This is a genomic window from Nostoc sp., from assembly GCF_036917755.1.
GTDB lineage: Bacteria > Cyanobacteriota > Cyanobacteriia > Cyanobacteriales > Nostocaceae > Nostoc.
On the sequence record NZ_JBALFC010000006.1, the window covers coordinates 21,831 to 33,814 of the forward strand.

Here is an 11,984-nt window from a genome sequence, read left to right on the forward strand (position 1 = left end):
TAAACCTAAGTGCCTTTCTGAGCAAACTCCCTTTCCTTTACATTCCCAAACAGCGAAATTCAATGCAAAGCTGCGATGACATTTTTGGCGTTTTAACTCAGAATTTGGCACAAATCTTGCTGACAGCGCTGCTATAAGTAAAATTTTAATGGTTATCCTTAAACTAGAATCAGTCGCTCTTTCCTCGTCAGCCTGTTAACACCAGGATTTGAATTAAGGGCAAAAAAAGCATAGCTCACTTTTCGCAACTACCTGCCTTGACTGATGATTGTTGAGCCTGGTGAAGCAATTTTAAAATTTTGGTTAGTGGTCATGGAAGTTATTTTTAAGGTGATTCGACAGCAACAAAATTCCTCCCCGATTGTGCAAACCTACCTTGTAGAAGCAGAACCAGGTAATACCATCCTGGATTGCCTCAATCATATTAAGTGGGAGCAAGATGGAACCTTGGCGTTTCGCAAAAATTGCCGCAATACCATTTGTGGTAGCTGTGCTATGCGAATTAATGGGCGTTCGGCTTTAGCTTGTAAGGAAAATGTTGGTAGTGAACTTGCCAGATTACAACAAATAGCATCATCCGAAAGTAAAGTAAATGCCATTGGCGAAATCACGATCGCACCTCTGGGCAATATGCCCGTGATTAAAGATTTGGTTGTAGATATGAGCAGTTTCTGGAATAATCTAGAAGCAGTTGCTCCTTATGTGAGTACGGCAGCACGACAAGTACCAGAAAGAGAGTTTTTGCAAACACCACAAGAGCGATCGCGCCTCGATCAAACTGGCAACTGTATTATGTGCGGTGCTTGTTACTCTGAATGCAATGCCCGTGAAGTTAATCCAGACTTTGTAGGCCCCCATGCCCTTGCCAAAGCTTACCGCATGGTAGCAGACTCCCGCGATAGTGATACCGAAAATCGTTTAGAAAGCTATAACGAAGGCACTAAAGGCGTATGGGGTTGCACCCGTTGTTTGTACTGCGATTCAGTTTGTCCAATGGAAGTTGCACCATTAGAACAAATCACCAAAATTAAACAAGAAATTCTCACCCAGAAACAAGACAGCGATAGTCGCTCAATTCGTCACCGAAAAGTGTTGGTGGATTTAGTTAAAGAAGGTGGTTGGATTGATGAACGTCAATTTGGTTTACAAGTAGTCGGTAATTATTTTCGGGATTTAAAAGGATTACTCAGTCTTGCACCCCTCGGTTTGCGAATGATCCTCCGGGGTAAGTTTCCCCTGTCATTTGAAGCTTCTGAGGGGACCCAACAAGTGCGATCGCTCATTGAATCTGTGCAACAAGAAATGGGGAGTAGGGAGTAGGGAATAGGGAGTAGGGGATGATTTTATTTCCCCATACTCAGCAAGCACGGGGAATTCTTCAGCAAGTAGGGAGTATGGAGTAGAGGATTTTCTTTCACCACTCCCCACTCCCCACTCCCCATTCCCCATTTTTTCAACGCGGTTCTTGAGGTATATTCAACGGCTGTCCATTCCGGTCATATACTAAAATATCCCACTGCCCGTTGTTACTAGATTCAAAAGCAATTCTACTACCATCAGCGCTAATTGTCGGGTTGCGGACTTCCGCTTGTAGGTTATTAGTCAAATTCCGTGATTGGCGTGTTTCCCGGTCATAGAAAAAAATAGCCGATCGCCCCTGACGACTAGCACCAAACACAATATAACGGCCATCTTGTGAAACGCTAGGATGAGTTGCGATCGCATCAAAGGAGTTTAAACCTGGCAAATCAACCAAGTCACGAGTCACCGTATCAAACATATAAACATCTTGGCTACCCCGTCGGTCAGTAATAAAAACAATGTATCTCCCAGAAATTTGGGGGTCTAATTCCGACGCTAAACTATTGAGACTGCGACCCCCCGGATCAAAGGGATAATTCAAAATACGAGGGTAGCCAAAACACCCAGTCAATAAACTTAAGCAAAAAAATACAGGTATAAAAAAAACACGTTTCATATATTGGGCATTGGGCATTGGGCATTGGGCATTGGTTATTAATTCATCTCCCTCATCTCCCTCATCCTCCTCATCCTCCTCATCTCCCCTACGGAGGTGAACCTACAGTTGCACCATTAGGAATATCTAACTCAATATTTGGTCCCCGGTCTAGGACTTCAATATCCCACTGACCACGGCTGGCGGTTTCAAAAACAATATAGCGTCCATCTGGGCTGATATTTGGTTTTCTGACCCAGCCGCGATAGATTGGTGTGACGATTTGTGACTGTTGCGTAGCGCGATCGTAAAGCGCCACCACTGGTCTACCTTGGTCGCTAGTAAGATAAGAAATGTAACGTCCTGTGTAGCTCAAACTAGGACTTTCGGCAATTGTTTCCTGTCGGTTTATCCCCGGTGTGCTAATAAACAGTTGCCTCTCCAAATCGTACACTAGTAACTGCTGATTACCATTGCGATTAGATACAAACGCTAAAAAGCGCCCATTTCCACTCAAAGCAGGTTGCTCCTCGGTGTAGCGACTGTTGAGGGAAGTAGGCCCTATGGGAATATCATTAGAACCACAAGATACAAGCAAACTTGTTAAACCAAAAACTAGGCTCCAATGAATTGGTCTTTGGAGCCAAAATGTAGGCGTAAATTTTTCCACCTCAACTGTTTTCCGTCGCCTCTAAATCTACTTCCACGCCAACTGTTTTAAACATCGTCATAATCAGTCAAATTATCTGGCTCCTCATTTGGCTTTTCAATTGGGTTGTATGGCACATAATCAGTTGGTATGGCGTCATCATCTTCGCGCCCTCTTCGAGAAGTTGAGTCAGTGGGTGGACGACGCCTTCTTGGTCTGGGAGCAACATCATCTTCACGATTTTCTGGTTGCTGCGGTCTGTTATTACTGCGGCGAGAAGGTTTTCTGACTTCCCCACTCGAACTTTCCCAATCATCAACTTCCCTAGATGAAGAACCCCAATTCTCTTCTTCAAAGCTTTCAGAAGGACGATTCACAGGACGCCCAGAATTACCTCGACGCGTTCTATCAGCTGGAGCCTGTCTTTCGCTACTGCTGCTATTACGGCGTTCTGTACGACGGGGGGGTTGCTCCTCGTAGTAGTCATCACGAGTTGAAATCTCATCCCTGCTACCGCGAATCCGGGGACGCGAGGGGCGTTCTTCCTCGTCTTCATAAGGCAGTGGATCTAAGTCTGCCTCCATCTGAGCTCCATACTTCTTGCGATTGCGGTTCATTGAATAATTTCCGCTTACCTCTCGCTCATCATCCACAATCGGAGTATTGCGCTTTGCTTGCTGGGTAGCTATACTCCGTAGGCGAATACTTTCAACTGCAAAAAACACAGTTGTACCGACTAAAAGCAGTTGACCAAATTGTAGAATTGGGTCTAGCCGCCATCCTTGAAAGACGAGAATAAAGCCGCAGAGCAAGCCGACTGCCGCAAAAAAGATATCTTGATCCCGTGACAATTCTGGACGCACAGTGCGGAGAAAATACAGTGCTGCCCCAGCCACAGCCAGGAAAATTCCTAGAATACTGGCTGAGTTTGCCCCAAAATTAACCTGAGCCAGAAAACTGGCTGAGTTCAGCCCAAAATTTATCATTGCTGTTTTCCCAATATCAAATCTATGTTAGCGAGTCACAATTAAAATCACTACTCTAATTAGTCACGATATATTGAAGCTTCAAAGCCTCTGGCAAAGAAGCTCTGAAGCTGTTCACCGAAAAATAAAAAAACCTATGTCTGCCAGCTACAACTGCTTATAGCGGCAAACACTGCTGCTTTTGGTGCAATTATAAATACCTGACAGACAATCGGTTGTGAGAGTCGAATTGACTCTCATAAGCATTATGAACGCTGAATTTTATCTTTCTGGCTAATGAAAATTAGACCAACTGTAACGGGGATCACAACAATTGCACTACCCCAAGCCAAACTCCAAAGAAAATTTGCTAAAGAAGGCGTCATACTTCTCAACCTTTTTTTTACACACTTCATCCTAATTTTAATAGTGTATTACTTTCTTGAGAAGCCTCTAACACTGAACTACCAAACTTGGTAACTGCTTTCACCGGTTGTTGAGTTAACCGCATCAGCGTGTTTGCTTTTTGATCAATGCCAGCAGGAGGCAGCTTGTGGTTATAGACAACCAGCCGAAGCAAGCAGTGTATAATCAACTCAATACCGATGAGGGTCTTACCATTCGGGGGCGACGGCGGTTCTGTGTTAATTCCTATTAGGGATTGAAATAAAATTATAATGAGAGTGCTTTACAAAGCTTAAAATTTTCTGGCGATCGCTTAAGTTCTTTCTTTACAGATAGATAGTAGCTGAAATCGATGACTGGTGTTGACCTGACTGCTTGGATTCTGGGTCCTGTGTTAGGGCTGATGACGTTTTTATTTATATTCCGCATCATTCTCACTTGGTATCCGCAAGTGGATTTGAATCGTTTGCCCTTTAATTTCATAGCTTGGCCCACTGAACCATTTTTAATCCCCTTGCGAAAGTTAGTCCAACCTATAGGCGGGGTGGACATTACACCGATTATTTGGGTTGGTATCTTCAGCCTGCTGCGAGAAATCCTGCTAGGTCAGCAAGGATTGCTGACTATGCTATCTCGTGTTAATTAGGGATGGGGCATTAGGGATGGGGCATGGGGCATTGGGCATTGGGCATGGGGCATTGGGCATGGGGCATTGGGCATTGGTTACACCCCATCTCCCTCATCTCCCCACTCCCCACTCCCCACTCCCCACTCCCCTAACCGTTCATTTCCTGCACAAAATTTGTATAGACATTACCCTGCAAAAACTGGGGATTTTCCATAATTTTTTGATGAAACCCGATGGTGGTGGGTAGTCCAGTAATGGCACATTCCCGCAGTGCGCGTTTCATGCGGTTAATAGCAGTGGGTCGGTCTGGTGCCCAAACAATTAACTTGCCGATCAATGAATCGTAGTAAGGCGGGATTTGGTAATCTGTGTAAACGTGGGAATCAATCCGAACACCAGGCCCTCCAGGGGGAAGATAGCCACTGATTCGTCCAGGAGATGGGCGAAAGTCATGATCGGGGTCTTCGGCGTTGATCCGGCATTCGATCGCATGACCCCGTAATACTACTTCATCTTGGGTAAGCTTAAGTCTTTCCCCTTGGGCAATCCGAATTTGTTCGGCAACCAAGTCTATCCCAGTAATCATCTCTGTTACAGGATGTTCTACTTGAATCCGGGTGTTCATTTCCATAAAGTAGAATTTACCCGATCTATCCAAGAGAAACTCGATAGTACCCGCCCCAGTATAGTTAATGAACTGGGCAGCTTTGACAGCAGCTTGTCCCATTTTCTCACGCAAGTCTTGGTCGAGAGCCGGACTTGGTGCTTCTTCCAGTAGCTTTTGATTCCGGCGCTGAATTGAGCAATCCCGTTCGCCCAAGTGGATAACATTACCGTAGTTATCCGCCAAAATTTGAAATTCGATGTGGCGGGGACGTTCAATAAATTTTTCTATGTAAACGCCAGAATTCCCAAAAGCTGCTCCTGCTTCCCCTTGGGCCGCCAGGAAAAGTTTCACAAATTCATCTTCAGAACGAACTAGGCGCATACCCCGTCCACCGCCACCGGCTGTGGCTTTGATCATTACTGGATAGCCGATATCCTTAGCAAATCTTAATCCTTCTTCCTCGGATTCTACCAACCCCTCACTACCTGGTACCGTCGGGACTCCAGCTTTTTGCATGGTTTCTTTGGCAGTGGATTTATCCCCCATCCGCCTCATAGCTTCTGGAGTTGGGCCGATAAAAGCAATATGATGGTCGGCACAGATTTCCGCAAACCGAGCATTTTCTGCCAAAAAGCCATAGCCGGGATGAATGGCAGTCGCATTGCGCGTCAGTGCGGCAGCAATAATATTGGGAATATTCAAATAACTTTTACTGCTAGCAGGTTCGCCAATGCAAACCGCTTCATCAGCAAGTTGGACGTGCAGAGCATTACGGTCAACGGTGGAGTGAACCGCAACTGTCGCAATCCCCATTTCTTCACAGGCGCGGAGAATGCGAAGCGCGATTTCTCCCCGATTGGCAATTAATATTTTGTCAAACTTCATTTTTTAGTTTCGATATCATTAACCAGTAGATTGACATTTTCTCTGATCCAACTTGAAACGACGCTTTCGCACTCTTTCAAATTATCACAGGAGATTCGCCACCCTGATTCTAAGCAAACTTCAGATTGCAGGTTGCTGCCTCTACAGTCTTACTACACTAACAACATTGCTGCTGTAAGTCTTGGCTAGCTTACGAAATTGGGTTTTTGCGTCACCGAACAGCCCGTCGTAGCCATCGCACCCTGCCAAACACACTAGCTCTACCCTTTTTAATATCACTTGTGCCCCTGCTAGATTTCTGTCAGTCTGATACCGCCTTGAGAAAATTTATATTTTTGAGCAACTGAATTTAGATATCACCTTACTATAATTATTTTCTTATGCTATAGTCTATATTTAGAGAAACCATGCGGATGTGGCGGAATTGGTATACGCGCACGCTTGAGGTGCGTGTGGCTTTGCCTTGCGAGTTCGAGTCTCGCCATCCGCATTTTTGCTTGTTTAGTCATAGGGTCAATAGTCAAGGGTCAAAAAACCTTAGACTATTGACCCTTAAATCTAGGTATAGCTCTAGTACTCCCTCAAGGCAATAAGTTTGTAGTAAGGACTTTAGTCCTTATCTAAAGCGCTGAAGTGCCTACTACGTACCTAGAAAATTTGACAAAAGGAAAAAACCTTTCTCTACTCCCCGCTCCCTACTCAGCAAAGTTGCCTTGCTAAAGTACTAGTTTTTTATGCTTTTATAGAAATAGATGAAGTTTTGTAAAAAGCATTGAGTATTACTTTTACGCCGACAAACAACTTAGCACTGCCAGCAGCTTGGCATCGCCTCACTCCGATTTGGCAAGGAGGGGAGGAAATAATTCAACAAAGTTTACCTCACACTCAGCTAGCACCTGCTTGGCAGCTAATGCTTTTGGGTGACGGCTCTCCAACACGTCATCTAGAATTGCTTACAGGTGAGGCTGTAGAAGTAGATGTGATTGATATGTCATTAATTGGCATGGACTTGGATGTTGCTCCTGAGTTAATCCAATCTGTTCCAGGGCCGCGACTACGCCGACAAGTGTGGCTGCGTACTGCTTCTGGCCAACGATTAGCTTATGCTACTTCGTGGTGGGAAGCCAGTCATGTAGATGAGTATTTGCAAAATCGTTCATTACCAATTTGGGCAAGTTTAGCTCGTCTTCGCACAGAGTTATATCGGGATGTTCGAGGAATTTACTACGGTGACTCATCGGCGCTAGAGTCTGGTTTTGATCTAACTGGGCCTTTTTGGGGTCGCCACTACTTGTTTTGGCATCATGGAGAGCCACTGACTTTAATTTATGAAGTTTTTTCGCCTTATTTAACCAAATATTTGGGGCCTATGCAGCTGAGTGCTGTTAATGCTGAGGGATAATACCATTGAAAAATTCAAACGTGTTTTTAGCAGCAGCCTAGTACCGCTTCTCTACGAGACGCTGCACATAATATGCTTGTTTAAAAAAGTCCGCTCCAATTAAAAATTCAATTAATTTTTAATCAAAAATTACCAGTTCCTACTCAGCAAAAATAACAACCGTTTTGCATCAAAATGATACAAATTCCGAAAAATGATAATTCAGCAACATATCTGATTTGTAAGATTGGTAATCCATGCGAAATCCCGGATACTGAATTTATCTAGGTTAGATAAAGTCAATACAACAGATGGAAGTTATGTAAATAGAAGTTAGTGTGAGTTGCTGATGACTTGCAGCAATGCCTAAGTTAGTTATATCCTCAAAGTGCTTGAAATGACGGATTTAACTCTTGAAGAATTTTCGTAGAGGCAACCGTCCAAAGGAAGTGTCCGGCGAAATTCAACAAAGCGTGTTAAAAAAGGTAACTAACTACTAAAACACCGCTTTTGAAACAGTAGGTAAGGTTGATTACGGAAATATCATCAATGTCTAGGATGGAGACATTCATGCAGTTAACTGCCCTAGATAACGAGAAACTTTTTGGTTAACTTAACCAATCAAACAAGTAATGAGTTTGCAAGTATGAGGTATAGGTTTCAATGGCACCGCCTCTTGTGTCTGTTCCGATGAAGAAAAATAAAAATAAGAAACCGTCTCTGGTGCTGACGCTCTCGGCTGCTGGGTTATTGATTGGTGCGGGGAGTGTAGCATACTGGTTATTAAGCCAGAGACAACTATCTTCTAGCGATTTGCTAGTAGGTGCAAATATTATTCCTGGTGATGCCCTGTTTGCAGTTTCTCTGACAACAGATCCCCAGCAGTGGCAGCAATTGCGGCAGTTTGGGACAAGAGAAACCCAAGCAGAACTGGACAAAAATTTAGTAGAATTGCGCGATCGCTTTCTGACTAATAATGGTTACGACTTCCAGAAAGATATCGCCCCTTGGGTAGGCAATGACGTGACGATCGCATTTCTTGCCCCAGACACAGCGAGTAAACCTGCACCCAAACCAGTTACCACCAATGAAGATGCTGCGAACGATCAGCAGTCGATGGTAATGGTATTGCCAGTGAAAAACCCAGAAATCGCCAAAAGTATTTTGGCACAACCCAAAACCCTTAAACAAGGCAAATGGATTGACCGGACTTATCAAGGGATCGCCATTAAACAAAATCAGGGACAAGCAGGGGAAAACTTCTCCGCAGCATTACTAGATGGGCGTTTTTTAGTCATAACTGATAATCCCAAAGCCACAGAACGAGCGATCGACGCCTACAAAAATAAAACATCCCTAGCTACAACAGGGGGCTTTGCTGAGAATTTTCTGAAAATTGCCAATTACCAACCCTTTGCTCAGTTTTACGTCAATGTGCCAACAGCAGCCAAAATAGCCGCAGCTTCTCCAAACCGCCCTTTACCTGCTCAAGTTTTGGCTCAACTGCAAAATAACCAAGGTTTAGCGGGGACAATGACCTTAGAGCCAGAAGGAATTCGCTTCAAGGGTGTTTCTTGGTTAAACCCTAATAGTCAACGTGTGTTGGCGGTGGAAAACAAAGCTGGGGAAATGCAAAGCCGCCTACCAGGGGAAACCTTAATGATGCTATCTGGCGGTAACTTACAGAGGTCGTGGGGAGATTACGTTTTAACATCTCAGGGAAATCCCCTCTCGCCGATCGCACCAGAACAGCTTAGAGGTGGGATAAAATCTCTTACGAATCTCGACTTAGATAAGGATTTGCTCAGTTGGATGAAAGGCGAATTTTCTCTATCAGTGATTCCGACTTCTTCAAAACAAGGTTCACCAGATGATTTTCGTGCGGGTTTGGTGTTTATGGTACAGGGAAGCGATCGCCAATCAGCTGAAGCATCGATAAAACAGCTCGATGACGTGATGAAAAATCAATACCAGTTCCAAGTCCAACCGGCAAAAGTCGCAGATCAACCAGTTGTTAACTGGGTTTCACCTTATGGCACATTAACGGCCACCCACGGCTGGTTAGATGGAGATGTCGCCTTTCTAGTCGTGGGCGCTCCCATCACTGATAAAATTGTTCCTAAACCCAACAATACACTAGCTAGCACGATCCCCTTCCAACAAACAGTTCCTACAGAACCAAATCCTACAAATGGTCAATTTTTCGTGGATGTGGAACGAACTGTGAAAAATTTCCCTTTACCAACTCTAATTCCCAATCAACAAACTTTGCTAGATGCAACGCGCTCAATTGGGATGACATCTGCTGTCAGCGACAGTCGCAGTAACATCTACGACATTTTTATCGGACTAAAAAAAGTTACGAACTCGACTACCTTGCCTAGTCCAGGAAGCAATAAGGGCAACTCTGTTAAATAGGGGAGATGAGGGAGATGAGGGAGATGAGGGAGATGAGGGAGATGAGGGAGTAAAGAATAGTAAATAAATTCTTCCCAATGCCCAATGCCCAATGCCCAATGCCCCATGCCCAATGCCCAATGCCCCATGCCCCATGCCCTATTTCCCATTTCCCCTGCTTCATGACCCTGTAAACATATAGGATCAGAACAGTCAGAATCGGTATTTTAAATCATCCACGGAGAGAACACTTTATGAACCTGGTTGTACTCCAGAACTGGCTGGACAATGCCTCCTTTGCCATATTATTCCTGACAATGCTGGTGTATTGGGGAGGAGCGGCTTTTCCAAATCTGCCTTATCTAGCCGCTTTGGGGACAGCTGGGATGGCGATCGCTAATTTGTGTATGGCGACTCTACTAGGGGCACGATGGATAGAAGCTGGTTACTTTCCCTTAAGTAATCTCTATGAATCTCTGTTTTTCTTAACTTGGGGAATTACCGCCGTCCATCTGATTGCCGAAAATAGTAGCCGTAGCCGCTTAGTAGGAGTTGTTACATCTCCTGTGGCAATGTTGATCGCTGCTTTTGCTACCTTGACATTACCATCCCAGATGCAAACGTCAGAACCCCTAGTACCTGCCTTAAAGTCAAATTGGCTGATGATGCATGTCAGCGTCATGATGTTGAGTTATTCGGCTTTAATGGTGGGTTCGTTATTAGCGATCGCTTTTTTAGTTGTCACTCGCGGTCAAAACATCCAACTACAAGGTAGTTCTGTAGGTACTGGTGGCTATCGTAGCAACGGCTACCGCTTGCACAAAGCATCTGAGCTAATTTCTCAACCACCAGCCCCTGTTGTCGAAAATAACGGCTTTGCTCGTTTTGAAAGTAGTAGCAACGGCAACGGTAACGGTAACACTGCTGTTTTGGGTTTAGTCACAACAACCCCAATCCAAAATTCAAAATCCGAAATCCAAAATTCAGAACCCCTTTCACCCCAGCGCCTTAGCCTTGCCGAAACCCTCGACAATATCAGCTATCGCATCATCGGACTAGGATTTCCCCTGCTGACAATTGGGATCATTGCCGGTGGCGTTTGGGCTAACGAAGCTTGGGGTTCCTACTGGAGTTGGGACCCTAAAGAAACTTGGGCATTAATCACTTGGTTAGTGTTCGCCGCCTACCTTCACGCCCGGATCACTCGCGGTTGGCAAGGGCGCAGTCCCGCAATTTTAGCCTCCACTGGCTTTGTTGTCGTTTGGGTTTGCTATCTAGGTGTGAATCTTTTGGGCAAAGGTTTGCATTCTTACGGTTGGTTTTTCTAAGAACCTTAATATAGCGTTTCCTAATAAGAATCAGGTACAGCTTAGCCTCACCCCGATAAAGCTGCGCTTCGTCTCCCCTCTCCTTACTAAGGAGAGGGGTTGGGGGTGAGGTTTTGATATGTACCTCATGCACTAAATCTACAAAATCATCATTTTATTTCGGATGAACTACTAAATCTGTGGAAAGTATAGATTTAGTGAGAGGGGATTTTTATGGAAGATGGATTTGACAGACTAAATCATGATGAAGTTGTGTCTATAGAACCAGACACTTTTAATAAATTAAATATTGCTAAAACTTTTAAAGTCTGTGATTTAATTACAGCAATTAAGGAATATATCGGAGCAGATGAGGCAGATGAAGTAAATTTGTATACCCAAGGATTAAATTGTGAAGTTTTGCAGTTTAGTACTCAGGGATGGAAAAAAGGAAAAGTTAGACTTGCTTTAGAATTTTGTCCTGATGAATCTGAGTCACCACTTGATGAAATTTTTCAAAAACTCAAACAAGTGGAAAACTAATACCCAATGACCAAAAGATCCCCGACTTCTTTAAGAAGTCGGGGATCTGAATCCTCTCGACGTTTGCAAATAAAATAGGATGTGCTGAATCGCCAGTGGTTGTATTGGTATGACGAGCAAGGTGAACGGTTTTTAACACCAGAAGAACAGATGAAACAAGCTCAACAAGAAGCGCAGCAAGCACAGCAGGAATTACGACGCGTCCAACGGTTGCGATCGCTCGGCGTAGATCCTGATTCTCTCACCTAAATTGCTGTAAA

13 protein-coding genes and 1 tRNA gene are annotated in these 11,984 nt (G+C 44.3%); 8 read left to right on the forward strand and 6 right to left on the reverse strand.

Going from position 1 to position 11,984, the window contains the following annotated elements; translation table 11 throughout:
- Nucleotides 1-312 precede the first annotated feature (312 nt).
- Nucleotides 313-1,320, forward strand: a complete 1,008-nt coding sequence (locus V7L05_RS01810; RefSeq protein WP_335161305.1) for a succinate dehydrogenase/fumarate reductase iron-sulfur subunit — start codon at nucleotides 313-315, stop codon at nucleotides 1,318-1,320.
- A gap of 133 nt (nucleotides 1,321-1,453) precedes the next feature.
- Here V7L05_RS01810 and V7L05_RS01815 read toward each other — a convergent pair whose 3' ends face one another.
- The 5 genes from V7L05_RS01815 to V7L05_RS01835 all read right to left on the reverse strand — a co-directional run bounded on the left by V7L05_RS01815 (nucleotide 1,454) and on the right by V7L05_RS01835 (nucleotide 4,166).
- Nucleotides 1,454-1,978 carry a TolB family protein gene (locus V7L05_RS01815; RefSeq protein WP_335161307.1) on the reverse strand — a complete coding sequence of 175 codons (525 nt, stop codon included), beginning with the start codon at nucleotides 1,976-1,978 and terminating at the stop codon, nucleotides 1,454-1,456.
- Between the two features lie 88 nt (nucleotides 1,979-2,066).
- Nucleotides 2,067-2,627 (reverse strand): TolB family protein, encoded by a 561-nt coding sequence (locus tag V7L05_RS01820; RefSeq protein ID WP_334943853.1) that lies wholly within the window; start codon nucleotides 2,625-2,627, stop codon nucleotides 2,067-2,069.
- Between the two features lie 47 nt (nucleotides 2,628-2,674).
- Entirely contained in the window at nucleotides 2,675-3,592 is a 918-nt protein-coding gene (locus V7L05_RS01825) for a Ycf66 family protein (RefSeq protein WP_335161271.1), read from the reverse strand.
- A 245-nt stretch (nucleotides 3,593-3,837) separates the two neighbouring features.
- Nucleotides 3,838-3,957, reverse strand: coding sequence for a photosystem II reaction center X protein (psbX, locus tag V7L05_RS01830; protein WP_292763886.1), 120 nt, complete (start codon nucleotides 3,955-3,957; stop codon nucleotides 3,838-3,840).
- A gap of 26 nt (nucleotides 3,958-3,983) precedes the next feature.
- Complete coding sequence (locus V7L05_RS01835; protein WP_335161273.1) at nucleotides 3,984-4,166, reverse strand: hypothetical protein; 183 nt, start codon at nucleotides 4,164-4,166, stop codon at nucleotides 3,984-3,986.
- 162 nt (nucleotides 4,167-4,328) lie between these two features.
- Here V7L05_RS01835 and V7L05_RS01840 point away from each other — a divergent pair, with 162 nt between their 5' ends.
- On the forward strand, nucleotides 4,329-4,622 hold the full coding sequence (locus tag V7L05_RS01840) for a YggT family protein (RefSeq protein WP_335161275.1): 294 nt from the start codon (nucleotides 4,329-4,331) through the stop codon (nucleotides 4,620-4,622).
- Between the two features lie 130 nt (nucleotides 4,623-4,752).
- On the opposite strand, the gene accC is transcribed toward V7L05_RS01840, so the two are convergent.
- A complete protein-coding gene (gene accC, locus V7L05_RS01845) occupies nucleotides 4,753-6,096 on the reverse strand; it encodes an acetyl-CoA carboxylase biotin carboxylase subunit (RefSeq protein WP_334943847.1) in 1,344 nt (447 codons plus the stop codon).
- A 409-nt stretch (nucleotides 6,097-6,505) separates the two neighbouring features.
- On the opposite strand from accC, the gene V7L05_RS01850 reads away from it, so the two are divergent.
- From V7L05_RS01850 to V7L05_RS01875, 6 genes are all read left to right on the forward strand, one after another.
- Nucleotides 6,506-6,586 (forward strand) — tRNA-Leu (locus V7L05_RS01850).
- Between the two features lie 282 nt (nucleotides 6,587-6,868).
- Nucleotides 6,869-7,498 carry a chorismate lyase gene (locus V7L05_RS01855; RefSeq protein WP_335161277.1) on the forward strand — a complete coding sequence of 210 codons (630 nt, stop codon included), beginning with the start codon at nucleotides 6,869-6,871 and terminating at the stop codon, nucleotides 7,496-7,498.
- A 642-nt stretch (nucleotides 7,499-8,140) separates the two neighbouring features.
- Nucleotides 8,141-9,895 carry a DUF3352 domain-containing protein gene (locus V7L05_RS01860; RefSeq protein WP_335161279.1) on the forward strand — a complete coding sequence of 585 codons (1,755 nt, stop codon included), beginning with the start codon at nucleotides 8,141-8,143 and terminating at the stop codon, nucleotides 9,893-9,895.
- 233 nt (nucleotides 9,896-10,128) lie between these two features.
- Nucleotides 10,129-11,202 (forward strand): c-type cytochrome biogenesis protein CcsB, encoded by a 1,074-nt coding sequence (gene ccsB / locus V7L05_RS01865; RefSeq protein WP_335161281.1) that lies wholly within the window; start codon nucleotides 10,129-10,131, stop codon nucleotides 11,200-11,202.
- Nucleotides 11,203-11,415: 213 nt separating this feature from the next.
- Complete coding sequence (locus tag V7L05_RS01870) at nucleotides 11,416-11,724, forward strand: KGK domain-containing protein (RefSeq protein ID WP_335161283.1); 309 nt, start codon at nucleotides 11,416-11,418, stop codon at nucleotides 11,722-11,724.
- 81 nt (nucleotides 11,725-11,805) lie between these two features.
- Nucleotides 11,806-11,973, forward strand: a complete 168-nt coding sequence (locus V7L05_RS01875; protein ID WP_335161285.1) for a hypothetical protein — start codon at nucleotides 11,806-11,808, stop codon at nucleotides 11,971-11,973.
- Nucleotides 11,974-11,984: the final 11 nt, after the last annotated feature.